Consider the following 18,275-nt stretch of genomic DNA (forward strand, 5'->3'; position numbering starts at 1 on the left):
GGAAACGGAACACGGTGGTCCGGCGCGCGGGTGCGCGGCGGCGTCACGACACCTCGTGGTCCGGTTCCGTGGGCGTGCGTGCACAGGGTCGACGTGCACGGACGGGCCCCGCGGGGGCGGTGGAGGCGTCGCGTCAGGCTGCGAGGGCGTACGGGGCCGGAGGCCCGCGCCTGATCACCAAGTGCTGCAGAGGGTCGCCGTCGGCCGGCACCGGCACCTCGTCGAAGTGACGCGGAACGCGCGGTCCGGCGGTGAGCTGCCCGCGCGCCCCGGCCCGCAGCGCGCGGACGAGGGCGAGCGCGGCCCGCAGGGACCGCAGCCGGGCCCCGGCCGCCAGGGCCTGGGCGCTGTGGGCGGAGAGCCGGGCCAGCCCGAAGAGGGCGATCTCGCCGCGCCGCAGCAGCCAGCCGGTGGCGAGCGCGACGAGGACGTGCGCCAGGAACATCGGCAGGCTCGGCAGCAGCGCGAACACCGCGGCGCAGACCTGCGCGATACCGGAGGCGCCGTCCGGGGACGCCGAAGCGACGGCCCCGGCCGTTCCGGCCCCGCCGTCCGCGAGATGACCGTGGGCGCCCGCGAGCGTCGACGGGTCGATGCCGGCGGAGGAGACGATGCGGTGGGCGTCGGACGCGTTCAGCTGCTCCGGTCCCGCACCGCAGACGAGACCGGCGGCGAACCGGATGAGCGGGTTGTCGCCGCCGGTCGGCGCGGCGGCCGGCGCACTGGCGTGGCTGCCGTACGCGAAGAGCACGTGCAGGAGGATCTGCCCGCCGGCCAGCGCGCCCACGATCGACGGAAGGGAACGTTCCCGTCCGGCGAGGACCGTGGCGACGGCGAGGACGGCGAGGAATCCGGCGAGCAGGGTCCACGCGGGGACGGCCGACCCGGCGGCGAACGTGTGTCCGGCCGCGGACAGCACGACGCAGGCCGCGGTGAACACCGCGGCCCTCATGAGCCGCAGACCGGCTCCGGCGTGTGCGAGAGGCGTGGACATGGCCGGGACATCATCGCACTGCACCCCCCTCCGCCGTACGGCAGGTCCGGAAGATCAGACTCCGTCCCCAACCGTGCTTGTTGCGTCTGTTCGCGGGGGATGTACGGACCGGGGGCCGCACCCCGGGCCACCGGACGGACGCCCGGTGACCTGGTGCCGGGCGGATCCATACACCGGGCGGTCGAACATCCGCATCCGCCGAATGAGGGCTCCTTCACCCGATCCGTGCTTACGAGGTGTCGAGTGCGGCAATACGTATCGATACGTCGAGCCGCAGCCAGGAGGCTGAAAGATGAGCATCTGGTGGTCTCTCCATTTGCGGCGCGAAGCTGCGAGCGTCCCGCTCGCCCGTCGTTTTCTGCTCGGCACCATGGAAACCGCAGGGGTGGATCCGGACATCTCGTTCGACCTGTCGCTCGCGCTCAGCGAGGCCTGTGCGAACGCCGTCGAACACGGCGGCGACCGCACGGCTCTCGGGGAGCCGGGGGATTCCGGGTACGGACGCCCCGCCGCGGACTCCGGGCAGTACCGGGTCACGGCCTATCTCGACGGCGAGAAATGCCGTATCGAGGTCAGCGACTCGGGGCCGGGCTTTCCCGCCCGGCGCGCGCTTCGCCCAGCCGCGCAATCCGAACAGCACCCGCAGCACCCGCTCCCCCCGGGGGACGCCGAAGCCGAGAGCGGCAGAGGCCTCGACCTCATCCAGCAGCTCTCGGACCACGTCCAGTTCGGCAACCGGCCGGGCCACGGCGCGGTGGTGCGCTTCGACAAGGTCCTGAAATGGCGCGAGGGCGCGCTGCTCACGGTCTAGTGAGCGGCGCGCCCTCCCGGGAGGTACGGCGGTGGGTCAGCCCTTCAGCCGCGCCATCCAGGCCTCGACCTCGTCCGCCTGGCGGGGCAGCGTGGCGGAGAGGTTCCGGTTGCCGTCCTCGGTGACGAGGATGTCGTCCTCGATCCGGACGCCGATGCCGCGGTACTCCTCCGGCACGGTCAGGTCGTCGGCCTGGAAGTACAGACCCGGCTCCACGGTCAGGCAGACACCCGGCTCCAGGACGCCGTCGACGTACGCCTCGGTGCGTGCGACGGCGCAGTCGTGGACGTCCATGCCGAGCATGTGGCCCGTGCCGTGGAGGGTCCAGCGGCGCTGGAGGCCGAGCTCCAGGACCTTGTCCACGTCCAGGTCGCCGAGCAGGCCCCACGCGATGAGCTTCTCGGCGAGCACGCGCTGCGAGGCGTCGTGGAAGTCGCGGAAGGTGGCGCCGGGCTTCACGGCGGCGATGCCCGCCTCCTGTGCCTCGTACACCGCGTCGTAGATCTTGCGCTGGAGCGGCGAGAACGTGCCGTTGATCGGCAGGGTGCGCGTCACGTCGGCGGTGTAGAGGTCATGGGTCTCCACGCCGGCGTCCAGGAGCAGCAGCTCGCCGGCGCGCACGTCGCCGTCGTTGCGGACCCAGTGCAGGGTGGTGGCGTGCGGACCGGCGGCGCAGATCGAGGCGTAGCCGATGTCGTTGCCCTCGATGCGGGCGCGCAGGAAGAACGTGCCCTCGATGAAGCGCTCGCTGGTCGCCTCGGCCTTGTCCAGGCTCCTCACGACGTCCTCGAAGCCGCGCGCGGTGGCGTCGCACGCCTTCTGCAGCTCGGCGATCTCGAAGGCGTCCTTCACCAGGCGGGCCTCGGAGAGGTAGACGCGCAGTTCCTCGTCGCGCTCGGCGGTCACCTTGTCGGTGAGGGCGGCCTCGATGCCGGCGTCGTGGCCGCGCACGTTACGGACCGGGCCGGTGGCCTCGGCCAGCGCGGCGGGCAGCTCGCGGACGTCCTTCGCGGGGATGTTCAGCAGCTGCTCGGCCTCGGAGAGGGAGTTGCGCCGGCCGACCCACAGCTCGCCCTGGCCGTCGAGCCAGAACTCGCCGTTCTCCCGGTTGGAGCGCGGCAGCAGGTACAGGGTCGCCTCGTGGCCGCCGCCCTTCGGCTCCAGGACGAGCACGCCGTCCTGGGTCCGGTCACCGGTGAGGTACGCGTACTCGGTGGAGGCGCGGAAGGCGTACTCGGTGTCGTTGGAGCGGGTCTTCAGGTGGCCCGCGGGGATGACCAGGCGCTCACCGGGGAAGCGGGCGGAGAGCGCGGCGCGCCGGGCGGCGGTGTGCTCGGCCTGGGCGATCGGCTGGAGATCGTGCAGCTCCGTGTCGGCCCAGCCCGACTTCATGTTCGCAGCGAGCTCGTCGGAGACGGCCGGGTAGAGGCCGTTCTTCCGCTGCTTGATCGCCTCCGCTGCTTCGTTCTCTTCGGTCTCCTGCTCCGGGGTCTCCGGGATGAGCTCCTCAGACACGATTTGTCTCTCCTTGTTACGACACTGAACCATCACCCATCGTACGGGCGTACGGAAGGGGGCCCAGGGCCGAAAGGCCTGTTACCGGGGTCGTCCGACGTGGGCGTTCACCACGCAGCGGGCGGTCGCCCGACGTGGGTGGCCGCTCGACGTGGGCGGTCAGTCGAAGTGGGCGGTCAGTCGAAGTGGGCGGCGAGGATCACGACGTCCTCGGAGGAGTCGCTCCGGTCGAGACCGTCGGGAAGCACCGTGCGCAGGACGTGGTCGGCGACGGCCGCCGGATCGTGCCGGTCCGACCTCGGTACGGAGGAGGCGGCGGAGTGCAGCCGGGCGAAGGCGCGGTCCATCGTGTCCCCGGTGCGGCGCAGCAGCCCGTCCGTGTAGAGCAGCACCGTTTCGCCTGGCGCCGGGCTGAACTCCACGCTCGGCGCCTCCCAGCAGGCGAGCATCCCCAGCGGCGCGGAGAGCGTGGTCTCGACGAACTCGCAGCGCCGCTCGCCGATCACCAGGGGCGGGGTGTGCCCGGCCCCGGCCAGCACGACCTTGCGGGCGGCGGGCTCGCAGTAGGCGAAGAGGGCTGTCGCGGTCCGCGCGGGTTCGGTGAGCCGCAGCAGCAGTTCCAGGTCGGAGAGGACGGCGACGGGGTCCTCGCCCTCCATCACGGCGTACGCCCGCAGGCTGGCGCGCAGCCGGCCCATGGCGGCCATGGCGCTCGGCCCGGACCCGCCCACGGAGCCGACGGCGAGGCCGAGCGTGCGGTCGGGCAGTGGCAGCGCGTCGTACCAGTCGCCGCCGCCCCGGGGGCCGGTGCGGTGCCGCGCGGCGAGCTGGACGCCGGGGATCCGGGGCAGCCGGCTGGGGAGCAGCTCCTCGGCGACGGCGGCGACGTCCGCGCGGGCGCGCTCCAGCTCGATCAGGCGGGCCAGGTGCTCGGTGGCGTAGCGCGCGTAGAGGCCGGCGAGGTGACGCTGCTTCTGCGCGGGCTCGGCCGGTTCGTCGTAGAGCCAGACGGCCGCGCCGAGGCGGCCGGCCGCCTCGGAGGCGAGCGGGAGGGCGTAGTCGGCGGCGTAGCCGAGCCGGGCGGCGACCTCGCGGTGCCGGGGGTCCAGGTCCTTCTCGGCGAGCAGATCGGGGCTGACGACCCCGCCGGCGGTGTCCGGCAGCCCGTCGAGGACGCGGCCGAGCGCGGTGGCCGAGCGCGGCACGGTCGCGATGTGGCCGAGCTCGGCGTGGCTGAGCCCGAGGCCGAGGGTGGCGAAGGGGCCTTCGCCGTTCGCCGGTTCCAGAACGAGAAGCCCGCGGCGGGCTCCGACGAGGGCGGCTCCGGCGTGCAGCAGCTCGTTCAGGGCATCGTCGAGCGTGTTCGTACCGGCCAGCCGTTCGGTGAGTTCGTGCAGCGTCGTGAGGTCCGAGACCCAGCCCGCGAGCCGGTCCTGGATGAAGGCTCCGGGCGGCCCCGGGATCTCCGTCAGGGGAGCGGAAGTGTGCGTTGAAACCGGAACTTCTGGATCGATTCCAGCCACTTTCGGCAGGTGTGGGGCGCTCATGGCAGCCAGCTTTCCGACCGGTGTGATTCGTCGAATAGCATCGCAAACCCCCATGTGATTCTGCGCCACTATCAATGCATCCACATGTACACGCACAAGTAACCCGATGTCCAGCATTGTCCCTTCGGGGGCCGGGCGATTCGTGCTCTCCCAGTGTCGGTTAACTTGGCCGAAATTTGCACCCTATGGATGCTATTTACGATCGACTGGGGCTGCTCAACAGGGGTACCTCCGGGGTCAAGTCGCCGGAGGAGCGTCATTCCGGGCATGCTGGGTACGTAGACGGTGATGCGCGGGTGCGGTGGTGATCGCTCAGGAACCCGGCAGCGGGTTCGGGCGTCCTTACCCGTGAACGTGACGCCCCGCCCCGGACGGCGGGGTTCGCACCAGGGACGGCAGGCGAGGCGCGGGCCGCCCTCGACCAGCGATCGCCGACCCGGCTCGACCCGCTCGGTTCGACACGTACGACTCTGCCAAGGCAGCACGACTCCGCTCCGTCAGTTCGGCCCGGTCCGGTTCGACTCCGCTCGACTCTGCTCGGTTCGGCTCTGTTCCACCCCAGATCGGTTCTATTCGGACCGGTTCCACTCGGCTCGGCTCGGCTCACGCTCGGTATCGACGGCACGCCCGTACCGCAGAACTGATGAGCACGTACGCACAGCGAAGAGATACGCACGTGGTGTCACACACGCGTGGTGTCATGTGGACTCGGCGTTCAACGGAAAGGAACGAGCGCTCATGCGCGAGATCCTCGGAAGGCGACGCAGGCTCCGGCTCCGGCGCAAGGAGGGGGCCGCCCGGCTCGACGCGGCCCTGACCTGCGCCACCGTATGGCAATGGCCCGTGCTCCCCGGCGTGGGGACGGCGCAGGCCACCCCGGACGGCGAGAGCGGCGGCCTCGGCTGCGCCTGCCCCGAACCCGACTGCGCCGTACCGGGCGCACACCCCTTCGACCCCGGCCTGCTGGCGGCCACCACGGACGAGCGCATGGTGCGCTGGTGGTGGACCCACCGCCCGACCGCCCCCGTGATGCTGGCGACCGGTGGCCACGCGCCCTGCGCGGTGAGCCTGCCCGCCGTGGCAGGCGCCAGAGCGCTGAGTGCCCTCGACGTCCTCGGCATGCGGCTCGGCCCCGTCGTGGCGACGCCCACCCGGTGGTCGCTGCTGGTGGCCCCGTACACGCTGGAACGGCTGGGCGAACTGCTGTACGCGAAGGACTGGGTGCCCAGCTCGCTCCGGTTCCACGGCGAGGGCGGCTACCTCGTCCTTCCGCCGTCCCGGACCGGTGTGGGCCAGGTCCGCTGGGAGCGGCCCCCTGCGCCGGTCAGGGCCTCCACCGCCGCCCCGGTGTCCGCCGGGCGGGCGGAGGGCGGGGCTCCCGCGGCAGCGGCGCCCTGGCTCCCGGACGTCGAAGCGGTCCTGGACGCCCTGGTCGAGGCGAGCACCGGCGCCCCGGGCGGCGGAAGCCGGCTCGCCCACTGACCCGGTCGCGGGAGATGCCGTCTTGGGTGGGCGGTCCGGTAGCCAGGACGAAATCGCCTGGCGGGCCGCCAGAAGGCCTGTGGATGACGCCTGTTGATGGGCTGTCCGGAGACGCATCCGCCCCTGCGGCTCCGCGCCGGGTCCGGAAGGGCGCTGCAAGTCAGGGGCCGACCGGACCGGCCGAAGGGGCGGCGCCCGGGATTCCGATGCGACGGACTCCGAAGCGGCGGGCGGGGTTTCAGGAGCGGTGCGGTCTCCGCGCCCGGGAGCGTCACAGGGCAGGCCACAGCCGTGAACGAGGACGCCCGGTCGCTGGCGACGGGGGATGCACCAGCGACCGGGCTTCTAGAACCGTAACAAGAGATCTGCCGTTCGCAAATTCGATCTCGCCTGTAGGGACGCCGATTTACTTACGAGTACGGCGAGTTGTGACGTGGGTCACCGGCTGCGGCCCTCGGTCGTCACTGTCAGCTGAGGGTCACCTGGCGGTTGGTGAGACCGCCCCGGGCGCGGCGTTCCTCGGCGGTGAGCGGGGCGTCGGACGCGAGCGCCGCCGCAAGTCGCTCGGCGAACTCGACGGCGGGCTTCTCGCACGCCTCGGCCCCCATCGAGCTGGGCAGGTCCCAGACGGGGACCACGAGCCCGTGCGCCCGGAACGATCCGACCAGGCGGGTCTCGTCGCCGAGCGAGGAGGTGCCGGCGGCGTGCAGCCGGGCGAGCGCGTCGAGGAGCTGCTCCTCGGGGTGCGGCATGACCCAGCGCAGGTGGTTCTTCTCCGGTGTCTCGCACCAGTACGCGGCGTCGACGCCGGACAGCAGCGTCGTCGGGATCGCGGCGGCGTTCGCGCGCTCCAGGGAGGCGGACACCTCCGGCGTGGCGTTCTCCGCGTCCGGCACCCAGAATTCGAACCCGGAGTGCACGTTCGGCTCGAAAGCGGCGTCCGGGGCGAGGAGATCCTGCAGGCGCGGACCGTCTGCCGGCACGCGGCGTGCGGTGACCGGGGAGCCGGGCTCGGCCTCCAGGGCGTGCTGGAGGGTGTCCGCGAGGTCGCGGCTGAGGTCGCCGGAGGAAGTGTCGTTCTGCAGGGCGAGCAGGACGGAACCGTCGTCGCGGCGCAGTGCCGGCCAGGCCATCGGCAGGACCGTCGCGAGCGTCACCGACGGAACTCCCTCGGGCAGCCCGTCCTTGAGGGTCAGTTCGACCGTGGCGGCGGGCACCAGCTCGCGCAGCGCGACCCAGTCGCACTCGCCCGCGAGTCCCTCGAAGGGGCGGTGCACGAGCTCGGTCACGGCCTGGGCGGCGGCGCGTCCGTGACACGCCTTGTAACGGCGGCCCGATCCGCACGGGCAGGGCTCACGGGCCCCGACGACCGGGATCTCACCGTCCTTGAGCTGCTGCTTCCCGGCCTTGGACTGAGGGCGCTTCTTGGCCATGGTGGGCATTCTCCCGATTGCGACAGTGCGGACTCGGCGCGAGCCTAGCCGCCCGGGGAGCCTCGCTCGTCCCCCGTACGGGCTCGGCCCGCCTCGTCCGCGCGCCGGGCCGAGGCCGTTCGTGCGCTCAGCCCACGTCGTCGAAGGCCTCGGAGAGATCCAGGCCCTCGAAACCGGTCAGCCCGCCGGTGCGGTGCGCGCTGATGCCGTGCGCATCGGTGCCGTTCGCACCGATGCCATGCGCTCTGGAGTCATTCGCGCTGATGCCGTGCGCGCCGGAGCCGTTCGCACTGATGCCGCGCGCGCCGGTGCCGCTCACGTCGGAGCCGTTGCCGCCGATGCCGGAAGGCTTCTTCGAGGAGACCAGGGCCCAGACGGTGACCTCGCCGGACGAGTCGTCCCGTACGCCCCATTCCTGGGCCAGGGCGCTGATGATGTTGAGGCCCCGGCCGCCGCGCGCCGTCACCGAGGGGGTGGCCGGAACCGGGCGGGTCGGGCCGCCGCCGTCCGTGACCTCCACGGTGAGCGCGCCGCCGGTGTCCACCCGCCAGGCGGCGCGGATGTCCCCGTCGCCGACGTCGGGGCGCCCCAGGGGTCTGCCGTGCCGACAGGCGTTGCTGAGGAGTTCGGAAAGGATCAGGACAGCGTCGTCGACGACCGCGTCGGACACCCCGTTGCCGCGCAACTGCTCACGCATCCGCCGCCGTGCCTGCCCCACGCCGGCAGGGCCATGAGGAATGGCCATGCTCGACGACGCGGGCACCTCTTGTGCCACCACCAACGCCACCCCCGAGACCTCCTTTGCCCCACGCCACGGGTTGGATGCCCCACTGAGCTGCACCGGAAACCGGCCAATGCGCTGCCAGTGACGCACTCGTAACGATCGAACGCGCACCGAGTGCGCCGGTGCACACCCCGTAACGGCCGAGGTCGGAGCCTTGGTGGACCCTCATACGTGCTAAATGCGGCCCAGTTGGGACAGAACCTGCTTCGGGCGGTTGGTGATGATCGCCTCGACGCCGAGTTCGGCGCACAGCGCGACGTCAGCAGGGTCGTTCACGGTCCACACGTGCACCCGGTGCCCCGCACGGTGCAGGCGATCGATGTATCCCGGATGGCTGCGCACGATCCGCATGCCCGGCCCCGCGATCCGGGCCCCGGCGGGCAGCCGCCCGTCGCGCGCCCGGGGCGAGACGAACTGCATCAGGTAGACCGTCGGCAGCGTGGGTGCGGCGGCCTGGACGCGATGGAGGGAGCGCGCGGAGAAGCTCATCACGCGGATGGGCGAGGGCCCGTCCGCGGGCGGGGCGGCCAGCCCGAAGCGCTTCAGGAGATGCAGCAGCCGCTCCTCGACCTGCCCGGCCCAGCGGGTGGGGTGCTTCGTCTCGATGGCCAGCTGCAGCGGCCGCCCGGTGGCCCGGACCTCGGTGAAGAGCTCCAGGAGCCGTTCCAGGGTGAGTACGGAGGTGAGCTCGCCCGGCACCGGATCCCAGTCGGGCGACTCCTCGCGGTCCTTCCAGGAGCCGAAGTCGAGAGCGGCGAGGTCGGCGAGCTCCAGCGCCGACACGGCGCCGCGCCCGTTGGACGTACGGTTCACCCGCCGGTCGTGGACGCAGACGAGGTGGCCGTCGGCGGTGAGCCGGACATCGCATTCCAGGCCGTCGGCACCGTCCTCGATCGCCTTGCGGTAGGCGGCGAGGGTGTGCTCGGGGGCGTCGTCGGAGGCCCCGCGGTGGGCGATGACCTGGATGGAGGTGTGCGCGCTGCGCTGCCGTGCGTGGGTCATCCGCGCCATGGTGTCACCGCCGCGGGGATGGCTGAGCACATGTCACCCTGGAGGTCCGTTTTGTCAGATGTAAAGATTGGTACGCGGATGCACAGGTCCTGCTTACAGTGGCCCGACGTGTTGTGGGAAAAGCTGACCGCAGACACGTGCACAGCGGATTTCTTGCCGAACGCCGACTGGATGCCGAGTGGAACCGAGGAGTAGAGAGCTGTGAGCACCGAGAACGAGGGCAACGAGGGCAACGCGGTACCGGCCGTGCCGTCCGCACCTCCCGGGCCGGCCGCCACTCCCGACCCGGCGACCGACGGCGCGACGCCGCCGGCCCCGGCGCAGGACGCCCCAGCGCGCGAGGCGGCGCACGAGCCCGCGCACGACACCGCGCGCCTGCCCGTGCACGACACCGGCGCAGCGGAGGCCGCCCCGCACTCCCCCGGAGCGGGGGGCCCGGCACCGGGCGCACCGGGAGCGCCGGCGCATGCCGAAGCTCCGCGCCACGACCCCACGCACCAGGGCGCCCCGTCCTCCTCGGGCGCTCCGGCCACGCCCGCGTACGCCCAGGCCCCCCACCCGGCGCCGTCCCAGCCGCCGCAGCACCCTCCGTACGGAACGGCGCCCGGATACGGAGCGGAGCCCGGGCTCCCCGCGGGCGCCGCGTCCTGGCCGCCGCCTCCGCCCGCCGTCCCGTCGTACGCCGACGGGGGCGCCGGTCACGCGTCCGGCGGCATCGGCAACGGCAGCGGTCACGGCCCGGTCTGGGGCGCTCCGGTCCCGCCCGGCTCCGAGTCCCCCGGCCGGAGGAGCGGCAAGGGCCGCGGCAGCGGCCTGGTGGCGGCCGTGGCCGTGGCGGCCCTCGTCGCGGGCGGCATCGGCGGAGCCCTCGGGTTCTGGGCGGCCGACCGGAACGACGAAGGCAACGGCGGCGGCTCGACCACCATCTCGGCGTCGGACACCCCGAGGGACCTGAAGCGCCCGGCGGGCACGGTGGCCGGGGTAGCGGCGAAGGCGCTCCCCAGCGTGGTCACCATCGACGCGCAGGGCGGCGGGGGCGAGGGCGGCACGGGCACGGGCTTCGTGTACGACAAGGAAGGCCACATCCTCACCAACAACCACGTGGTGGCGTCCGCCGCGGAGTCGTCCGGCGAACTGTCGGCGACCTTCTCCGACGGCAAGAAGTACGCAGCCGAGGTGGTCGGCCGCGCCCAGGGCTACGACGTGGCGGTGCTGAAGCTCAAGAACCCGCCCGCGGGCCTCGCCCCGTTGCCGCTGGGCAACTCGGAGGGTGTCGCGGTCGGCGACTCGACGATCGCGATCGGCGCGCCCTTCGGCCTCTCCAACACGGTCACCACGGGCATCATCAGCGCGAAGAACCGCCCGGTGGCGTCCGGGGACGGCTCCAGCAACAAGAACTCGTACATGAGCGCCCTCCAGACCGACGCGTCGATCAACCCGGGCAACTCCGGGGGCCCGCTGCTGGACGCGACGGGCGCGGTCATCGGCATCAACTCCGCGATCCAGTCGACCGGCGGGGGCCTCGGCCAGTCCCAGGCCGGCTCCATCGGGCTCGGCTTCGCGATCCCGATCAACCAGGCCAAGAACGTCGCCGTGCAGCTGATCAAGACCGGCAAGCCGGTCTACCCGGTGATCGGCGCGACGGTCACGATGGAGGAGAAGACGGGCGGCGCGGCCATCTCCGCCGAGGGCGCGGGCGGCACCCCCGCCGTCACCCCGAACGGCCCGGCGGCCGAGGCGGGCCTGAAGGCGGGCGACGTGATCACGAAGTTCGACGACACCGTGATCGACAGCGGCCCGACCCTGATCGGCGAGATCTGGACCCGCAAGCCGGGTGAGAAGGTGACCCTGACGTACGAGCGCGACGGCAAGACGGCCACGGCCGAAGTCACCCTGGGCCAGCGCGAGGGCGACAGCTGACCGGCTAGGCTGTCCCACGCGTCGAACCGGCCCCCCGTGGGCCTGACGGCCCATCGGCTTGCACAGCGACCGGACCGCAGACGCGGGGTGGGTTGCCCGAGCGGCCTAAGGGAACGGTCTTGAAAACCGTCGTGGCAGCGATGTCACCGTGGGTTCAAATCCCACACCCACCGCCAGGTGAGAGAAGTAGCAGGTCAGAGGGCGGGTCTCCGAAGTGGAGACCCGCCCTCTGCGCTCACTTTGTCTCACCCCACGCCCCTGATTCCCGGTGCCGACCAGGGCGTGTGGGCCATACGCGGGCCAGGATCGGCCCTAGTCCTCGGCGCGAAGCCCCAGCTCAACGAGCCGGTTGGCCGCAGCCGACCCGCCCTTGAGGAGCTTGGCGTAGAACCGGTAGAGCACCGCGAGGCTGTGGCCGGCGCGGTAGGCAGCCTCCACCGGGTCCATACCGGACTTGATCCACAGCGAGATCGCCGCATGCCGCAGGGAGTACGGGACCTCGGCCAACGCGGTCCGAAGCTCCTGCTCGCTGAGCACCGCCTTCCGCGCTTCGCTCCAGACCTCGGAGTACTCGTTCGACGTCAGACGACCGCCACGCACCGCCCGAAACAGCCGACCGTCCGGTGCAACGCCGAAGCGCGCGATGTGGGCGCGAACCATGCGCACGTAAATCGGCGGGACGGGAACGGCCCGTACAGCCTTACGCGCCCGGTGCTTCAGGCCGCGCTCGTCGTGGGACTTCCCGCTGTCGGTCCAACCGCCCCCGACCTCCGGGTGGCTCTCCGACACCAGCACTTCGCCCCACGCATCCGGCTCGCTCTCCGAAGGCAGGATGAAGTCCGACTCCTTGAGGGCCGCGGCTTCGCCGGGACGCGTCGCCACGTAGTACACAGCTCCGTAGAACGCCTCAAGTTCCTCACCACGTTCTCCCTGCGCGGCCACGGCGGCGAGCAGAGCGCGAGCGAGTCGAGGGCCGGGCACCCACCGGAAATCGACCTCGTCCGAGGTCTGCGGAGCGGCCCAGTCCACCGACAAGAACGGGTGACGGGTGAGCAGGGCCCGTTCCTCAACCGCATAGCGGAAGGCGTTGCTCAGCACCATGCGCTTCCGGTTGGCGGTGTTCTCCGCCGCAGGCTTGCCGCTCAGGAGCCGGGAAAGCGCTGTGAGCGCCGCGCGTACGTTCTCCGGCTTCGCGGCTTCGTCCACCCGCATCGAATGCTGTCCAAGCCACTCCAGTGCCTTTCGGACGTCGTCGGGAGGCTCTTGGGCGTCGGCGCGCGAGACGAGCTGATTCTTCTGCCCGTCCACGGCTCGGAAGGCCCACTGATACAGAGCGGCGCGGAGCACACGGGCATCGGGTCGGGTGCCGCTGCCCCTTGTGAAGACGGGCGTTACGACCGCGAGGGATTCCGCGATGCTCGCCCGATGCTTCGCCGCCGCCCCGGGCCACTTCATCAGTGCGTACGCCTTGGCGTGTTCGAACCAATGCGCCCACCGACGCGGCAACGGCTCCTCAAGCAGCTTCTCCGCAAGAGGATAGGCCCAAGCGGTCAATCCCGTGGCCGTCACGATCTCGAAGACTCCGTTCGCTCTGGCAGCGCCCGCACAGTGCGCTGCTTGCCTTGCCGGGCCTCGGACAAGAAGCCGGCGGATTCCAGCTTGGCCAGAGCCTTGCTCACGGTTGGGCGAGAGACCCCGAACCGGGAGCTGAGCTCTGTGGTGCTCGGGAAGGCTGCCCGTAGGGCAAGATCATCATCCAAAATCACGTCCGCCATACGCTCAGCCAAGGGGCGAGGATCGACGTCCTGCCCGGGCCGCACCACTCGCCACCGACCGCCAGGTACGGGCTTCGCGACCCCCTCCTTCCGAAGGACGCTGAAGGCTCGAAGTGCGACCCCGCGAGACACGCCATGGTTGCGCATCAACTCCGCGACTGACGGCAGTTCGGTCATCTCATGGTCAGCATCGATCTGCGCTCTCACAGCTGCGGCCACCTTCAGAAAGGTCCCCCGTGGGCTGGCTTGCTGGGACACCACCTGCACTCCCCCCTCGTGCTCACCGGTCACCTCAAGCCTCCCACGAACGTCTGCGCCGGGGCCTAGGCCACAAGCACAACCCGTAGGTGCAGGCCGCACACCACTGACACACGGGGTGCCCTACCTTCCGCTTGCCCTGGCTCCGCCACCGGTAACGCTCGGGCCGATTTGGCCAAACCAGCGCCTCAACGCCGTCTCTTGCGAGACTATCGTTGTGTGAATCGCTATGACCTGACCCGGATGGGCCCACACGAGTTCCAGCGTCTTGCCCAAGCACTGCTCCTCGCAGAGTTCGGCTCTCACATTCGGATCCATGGCATGGGGCCGGATGGCGGTCGGGATGCGAGCACGCGAAGCGATTTGCATGTTTCACCCACCAATCCGCCATGGTCCGGGTTCACGGTATTTCAGGTAAAACACAAGGAAGAGCTCACTCGGCGGACCGCAGATGCCCGGTGGCTGCTTAATGAACTCAAAACGGAAGTTGCCGCCTGGCTAAAGCGAGAAGAAAAACCTCGGCAGCTACTGATCATAACAAACGTGGCACTAACACCGGCCCCAGGGGGCGGCGAGGAGTTGATTAATCAATATCTTGAATCAATCACTCCAATCCTAAATCTTGAGGACTCGGACGTCTGGCACGCCGAAAAGATTTGCCGACTCCTAGATTCGCACACTGCGGTTAGGCAGCGGTTTCTAGGATCAGTAATGGGCGACCTTTTGACTACTTTGACAGAGTCAATTTCTGAGACCGAGACCGATATTAGCGATGCCGTGTCGGGGCACCTAGCAAAGGTCTTCAAGGCCGAAAGATACGCAGAACTCGATCAGGGTGGCGGGGTAGACGACCGAAGAGTCCCCCTAGCACGCGTATTCGTAGACGTGCCCTACACAGGAGATTCTACAGAAGACATATTTTCCTTCGAAGAGGAAACGGGAGAGGAAGAAGCTAGCGCAGCCACGATAGTCGACCTATTGAATCTCCATGCCACTCCGATCGATAGAGCCCAAGCCGCCTCACGAGGCCGAATTCTCGTTATTGGCGGCCCCGGGCAAGGTAAAAGCACACTTGGTCGCTTTATATGTCAAATTTACCGCTGCGAACTATTGGCTCGGCATAAATTCCTTGGAGTTCAAGAAGAAATTTCACTAGAGGTAAATCGCACCAGGCTAATTTGCGAGGAGGAAGGCATCCCATTGCCCACTTCTCTGAGATTCCCCATATTTGTTTCGCTACCCAAGTTCGCGAACTATCTGGCCGAAAACCCGGAAAGATCGCTGATGTCTTTCATTGCAGAAAGAGTGGGGGAGGGGGCAACAGTCGGAACAATGCGACGCTGGATGCGAAAGTATCCTTGGTTGCTCGTCCTTGACGGATTGGATGAGGTGCCCAGCACGGCAAATCGCGGCCCAGTGATGGACGCCATCAGTGCCTTCAATGATGCGGCAGATGCTTGCGGAGCCGACCTGGCGATAATCGGGACGAGTAGACCGCAAGGTTACAAGGATGAATTCACTTCATTCAAAACCATGTTTCTATCTCAGTTGCGCAATGAACAAGTGATCCGCTATTCACGTAGGCTAACAGCCATCCGCCACGGCGATGGGAGCGACAAAGCGAACGAGATTATGGAGCGCGTGGAGCGCGCTGCCGGCCAGGCAGAGACTGCACGTCTGATGACAACCCCGCTCCAAGTGACAATTCTTGTCCTTCTCCTGTCGCGTTCGAGTGTCGCACCCAGCCAGCGATACGTGCTGTTCTCTAACTACTATCAAGTGATCTACTCCCGTGAGCTGGAAAAAGATACGCCCCATGTTGTAACGCTAGACCGGTACAGAACTTTCATCGATCTCCTGCATTGGCGAATTGGCTTTCGCCTGCAATGCGAAGCCGCAATAGCCTCGCATACAGAGTCCTCACTCACTAGGGAGGACATGAAGATAGAGCTAGAGATAATTCTTGGAGGGGAGGGATACGAGGCGGAAGAAAAAACTCAGCTCGTTTCTCAAATAATGAATGCCGCCACAGATCGGCTAGTCTTTCTCGTGGCGAATACAGCAGAGCGTATGGGCTTCGAATTGCGCAGCCTTCAGGAATTTTGCGCCGCAAACGGCGTTCTAGAGGGGAACGACGAAGAGGTTTACGAAAGGCTTGCCTCGATCGTTTGCAGCGATCATTGGAGAAATACCTTTCTGCTTGCGAGTGGAGCAATATTTTCCAGGAATAACGCTCGTCGTGACATGATTACGTCCATTTGTCACGAGCTCAACTCTGGCGATGTCCCAGAATACCCTGGATCTGGCGGATCTCTCATGGGATCGCGTCTTGCAATTGACATTCTGGCCGATAGGGTCGCTGACACGGCGCCTCGTCATCAGAGAATGTTGACCGAAACTGCAATATTCATCATCGGAATGTGCGGCGGGGAATCTCTTTCGAAACTTTCGGAAGTAGATTTTACCGATGCGGCATCGCGGAAAAAGTTTTCAGAGGCGGTTGCTCGCGCGTCCTCTTCGGACAATTTTTTCGACCGTTTGGGGGCCCTACTAGTTGCGTCGTTCGAGGCCGATGCGGACGGCTCAGGAGCGTACGAGCGACTGCGCGATCTGCTAGATGGAAAAGTAGGTGCCGAAAGAAATCGGTTGATGAGCACAGGGCTCGGCATCAACCGTGGGCGCTATTCCATGACGCGCGTACTACTAGAATACCTGCCGTCATTGACGCCTGCTGAGGCAAAGCCACTACTGACACGGGCTCACCAAGCAAGTTGGATGGCACCTGATGAATGGCATAAGGACGCTACACTCCTTACCCGCTTGATAATGGGACTTACGCACTTTATGCGCAATCGGGCGACGCGAGTGGGCACGGCTGGCACTTACCGACCAGCGCTGTTCCAGATCAAGACGCCAACCCTGCAATCCGAATGGCTAGTGAGTGTCGGCAAAATTGCTAATTCTCTAGGTTTTTCCGGAGCGTGGGAGTTCCTTCGGCGTGCGGTTCTGTTCGCTCACGCACCTAGCCGTGAAAGTTGGGACCTTGCTCTGATCGCGCTGAGAACCGCAGATGCAAAAGACGTAAATGCCTGGTGGCAGGCACTGCCATGGCCTCTTGCTCTTTGGTGGGAGCAGGGGCAGCCAGCTTTGGGCGTTACCCCCGAGGCCGTCGGACAGTGGCAAGAGGTACAGGACCGATGGCTTAACGGCGTCGAACCCGAAGAACTTCTATGCGTACACCCTCAACTTATTCCTGAGGTCATCGGTGTACCCGCATATCGCTTGATGGTGTCCCCTCAAGAGTGTCAGTTCGAGCAACTGATGTCTATCTTCACCTCTCTCGCTGCCCTTCCACAGAGTCGTTTCAAAGAAGCGCGAATATCCTGGTTCTGGTCAATGCTGGAGAGCAGCACTCAGGGCTACGCGCTTCTAAGCTCTCTGCCCTTCGAATCCATCGAGCGAATTTCCGCATCATCGGTACCAGTGAGTCTCATAATGAAACTGGTTATGACCGGGGATGATGATCACATTGAGCTAGCGAACACGCTAGGCAAGAACGCCAAGATTTTGACTGTGAAGGCAGCCGCAAAGGCATCTCCGCGAGTCACTAGGTATATCTACGAGATATGGCGCAGGAAGCCGTCACGTTGGGGGCTGGCGAGGATGCTCCTGCGGCTTCCTCATATTGAAACAGGTGAATCATGGATCGAAGTGCGAGACCTTGAAGAGAATATGGAGAACAACTTTAGAAAACTGATTATTGCATGGGGTGGAAGTTGGGATGCAGATGATTGGTACACCATTTCCGAATGCCTATCTGACCTGACGATAGGGCACGACACGGCACCAATTGGATTTTTCAGGAAGTTTACCCAAGGCGGAGGAGGAGCGACTCTCGCAAAAATGCTTAAGAACCTCGAAGACGCACGGTATCTTTCTGTAGTTAATCACCTTCACCACCACTACTCCACGAAGACGATTCCCATAAAGGGAGCAGGGGGAGTCTCTTATGGGACCGAGTGGGGGGTTTCGCCGTAGAATAGGCCCGAGGACCAGCCGCGTCGCCAGGCATGGGCCATGTACGGGCCAGGCCGTAAGTCTGGAGAGCCGCATCGGGGATAAGTGCAGGTCGGCGCGTTGGCAGTTGACTGGGCTGCCCGGTCTTGAAAACCGTCGTGGCAGCGATGTCACCGTGGGTTCAAATCCCACACCCACCGCAGGCGAGAGGTGTAAGGCCCCCGACCAGGGGATTCGGTCGGGGGCCTTACGCATGCGCGCTTCTCGCCGGGGCGCCGGAGGAGGCGGTCTCCCCGGGTGTTTCGCCGTAGCGTGGCCGGATGTTCGATCATCTGGAGGTCGGTGTGCTGCCGCGAGGGCGCCGGTACTCGGCCCGTCTGCGGATCCTGGTCAATGGCGAGGACGTGGTGGCCGGCGCGGTCGGTGAAGGGGGGCGGGGGCCGCTCGTCGCCGACGCGCTGCCGGCCGGTGGCCCCGGTTTGCTGTGGGCCACCGGTGAGGCTCGGCGGGTCATGCTGGGGGAGCCGGAATGCGGGGGAGGCTGCTGCGGGTTTCTGTCGGTGGTCGTTCAGCGTCTCGGGGGCATCGTGCAGTGGTCCGGCTGGAAGGTTCCGTACGGGGAGGACGCCCCGTTGGAGTTCCACTTCGACGCCGAGCGGTACGACGCGGAGCTGGGCCGGTGGGGCGGCGGTCCGGTGAACGCGTAGGGGCGGGGGGAGCGGGCACGG

At 67.7% G+C, this 18,275-nt stretch carries 13 protein-coding genes and 2 tRNA genes; 7 read left to right on the forward strand and 8 right to left on the reverse strand.

The window, feature by feature from the left end:
* Positions 1 to 133 precede the first annotated feature (133 nt).
* Positions 134 to 994, reverse strand: coding sequence for a hypothetical protein (locus tag PSQ21_RS17000; RefSeq protein WP_274031369.1), 861 nt, complete (start codon positions 992 to 994; stop codon positions 134 to 136).
* Between the two features lie 292 nt (positions 995 to 1,286).
* Between PSQ21_RS17000 and PSQ21_RS17005 the strand changes: the two genes are divergently transcribed.
* The gene (locus tag PSQ21_RS17005) at positions 1,287 to 1,805 is read left to right on the forward strand and encodes an ATP-binding protein (RefSeq protein ID WP_274031370.1); all 519 of its coding nucleotides are present in this window, start codon (positions 1,287 to 1,289) and stop codon (positions 1,803 to 1,805) included.
* Between the two features lie 36 nt (positions 1,806 to 1,841).
* Here the strand turns inward: PSQ21_RS17005 and PSQ21_RS17010 are convergent, their stop codons facing one another.
* Both PSQ21_RS17010 and PSQ21_RS17015 read right to left on the reverse strand, forming a co-directional pair.
* Positions 1,842 to 3,320, reverse strand: a complete 1,479-nt coding sequence (locus tag PSQ21_RS17010) for an aminopeptidase P family protein (RefSeq protein ID WP_274031371.1) — start codon at positions 3,318 to 3,320, stop codon at positions 1,842 to 1,844.
* Between the two features lie 176 nt (positions 3,321 to 3,496).
* The gene (locus PSQ21_RS17015) at positions 3,497 to 4,984 is read right to left on the reverse strand and encodes a PP2C family protein-serine/threonine phosphatase (RefSeq protein WP_274031372.1); all 1,488 of its coding nucleotides are present in this window, start codon (positions 4,982 to 4,984) and stop codon (positions 3,497 to 3,499) included.
* A 621-nt stretch (positions 4,985 to 5,605) separates the two neighbouring features.
* Here PSQ21_RS17015 and PSQ21_RS17020 point away from each other — a divergent pair.
* Positions 5,606 to 6,349, forward strand: coding sequence for a bifunctional DNA primase/polymerase (locus PSQ21_RS17020; protein ID WP_274031373.1), 744 nt, complete (start codon positions 5,606 to 5,608; stop codon positions 6,347 to 6,349).
* A gap of 467 nt (positions 6,350 to 6,816) precedes the next feature.
* Here PSQ21_RS17020 and PSQ21_RS17025 read toward each other — a convergent pair whose 3' ends face one another.
* The 3 genes from PSQ21_RS17025 to PSQ21_RS17035 all read right to left on the reverse strand — a co-directional run bounded on the left by PSQ21_RS17025 (position 6,817) and on the right by PSQ21_RS17035 (position 9,568).
* Complete coding sequence (locus tag PSQ21_RS17025) at positions 6,817 to 7,782, reverse strand: DUF5926 family protein (RefSeq protein ID WP_274031374.1); 966 nt, start codon at positions 7,780 to 7,782, stop codon at positions 6,817 to 6,819.
* A 127-nt stretch (positions 7,783 to 7,909) separates the two neighbouring features.
* On the reverse strand, positions 7,910 to 8,656 hold the full coding sequence (locus tag PSQ21_RS17030) for an ATP-binding protein (RefSeq protein WP_274031375.1): 747 nt from the start codon (positions 8,654 to 8,656) through the stop codon (positions 7,910 to 7,912).
* 84 nt (positions 8,657 to 8,740) lie between these two features.
* Positions 8,741 to 9,568, reverse strand: coding sequence for a glycerophosphodiester phosphodiesterase (locus PSQ21_RS17035; protein ID WP_397989293.1), 828 nt, complete (start codon positions 9,566 to 9,568; stop codon positions 8,741 to 8,743).
* 210 nt (positions 9,569 to 9,778) lie between these two features.
* On the opposite strand from PSQ21_RS17035, the gene PSQ21_RS17040 reads away from it, so the two are divergent.
* Complete coding sequence (locus tag PSQ21_RS17040; protein WP_274031376.1) at positions 9,779 to 11,497, forward strand: S1C family serine protease; 1,719 nt, start codon at positions 9,779 to 9,781, stop codon at positions 11,495 to 11,497.
* Between the two features lie 86 nt (positions 11,498 to 11,583).
* Positions 11,584 to 11,673, forward strand: a tRNA-Ser gene (locus tag PSQ21_RS17045).
* Between the two features lie 136 nt (positions 11,674 to 11,809).
* On the opposite strand, the gene PSQ21_RS17050 is transcribed toward PSQ21_RS17045, so the two are convergent.
* Together PSQ21_RS17050 and PSQ21_RS17055 are read right to left on the reverse strand one after the other, a co-directional pair.
* Positions 11,810 to 13,066 carry a tyrosine-type recombinase/integrase gene (locus PSQ21_RS17050; RefSeq protein ID WP_274031377.1) on the reverse strand — a complete coding sequence of 419 codons (1,257 nt, stop codon included), beginning with the start codon at positions 13,064 to 13,066 and terminating at the stop codon, positions 11,810 to 11,812.
* Entirely contained in the window at positions 13,063 to 13,449 is a 387-nt protein-coding gene (locus PSQ21_RS17055; protein WP_337961699.1) for a GntR family transcriptional regulator, read from the reverse strand. Before PSQ21_RS17055 ends, PSQ21_RS17050 begins: the two co-directional genes overlap by 4 nt.
* A 300-nt stretch (positions 13,450 to 13,749) precedes the next feature.
* Here PSQ21_RS17055 and PSQ21_RS17060 point away from each other — a divergent pair, with 300 nt between their 5' ends.
* The 3 genes from PSQ21_RS17060 to PSQ21_RS17070 all read left to right on the forward strand — a co-directional run bounded on the left by PSQ21_RS17060 (position 13,750) and on the right by PSQ21_RS17070 (position 18,254).
* The gene (locus tag PSQ21_RS17060; protein WP_274031378.1) at positions 13,750 to 17,568 is read left to right on the forward strand and encodes an NACHT domain-containing protein; all 3,819 of its coding nucleotides are present in this window, start codon (positions 13,750 to 13,752) and stop codon (positions 17,566 to 17,568) included.
* A gap of 96 nt (positions 17,569 to 17,664) precedes the next feature.
* Positions 17,665 to 17,749, forward strand: a tRNA-OTHER gene (locus tag PSQ21_RS17065).
* Between the two features lie 118 nt (positions 17,750 to 17,867).
* Positions 17,868 to 18,254 carry a hypothetical protein gene (locus PSQ21_RS17070; RefSeq protein WP_274031380.1) on the forward strand — a complete coding sequence of 129 codons (387 nt, stop codon included), beginning with the start codon at positions 17,868 to 17,870 and terminating at the stop codon, positions 18,252 to 18,254.
* The last annotated feature ends 21 nt before the right edge of the window (positions 18,255 to 18,275 follow it).

Origin of the sequence: Streptomyces sp. MMBL 11-1 (assembly GCF_028622875.1) — a bacterium.
GTDB lineage: Bacteria > Actinomycetota > Actinomycetes > Streptomycetales > Streptomycetaceae > Streptomyces.

Coding starts and splice junctions, on each gene's coding strand:
- PSQ21_RS17000 (WP_274031369.1), bottom strand. CDS start 994: ATGTCCACGCCTCTCGCACACGCCGGAGCCGGTCTGCGGCTCATGAGG.
- PSQ21_RS17005 (WP_274031370.1), top strand. CDS start 1,287: ATGAGCATCTGGTGGTCTCTCCATTTGCGGCGCGAAGCTGCGAGCGTC.
- PSQ21_RS17015 (WP_274031372.1), bottom strand. CDS start 4,984: ATGCTGGACATCGGGTTACTTGTGCGTGTACATGTGGATGCATTGATA.
- PSQ21_RS17020 (WP_274031373.1), top strand. CDS start 5,606: ATGCGCGAGATCCTCGGAAGGCGACGCAGGCTCCGGCTCCGGCGCAAG.
- PSQ21_RS17025 (WP_274031374.1), bottom strand. CDS start 7,782: ATGGCCAAGAAGCGCCCTCAGTCCAAGGCCGGGAAGCAGCAGCTCAAG.
- PSQ21_RS17035 (WP_397989293.1), bottom strand. CDS start 9,568: ATGACCCACGCACGGCAGCGCAGCGCGCACACCTCCATCCAGGTCATC.
- PSQ21_RS17055 (WP_337961699.1), bottom strand. CDS start 13,449: ATGACCGAACTGCCGTCAGTCGCGGAGTTGATGCGCAACCATGGCGTG.
- PSQ21_RS17070 (WP_274031380.1), top strand. CDS start 17,868: ATGTTCGATCATCTGGAGGTCGGTGTGCTGCCGCGAGGGCGCCGGTAC.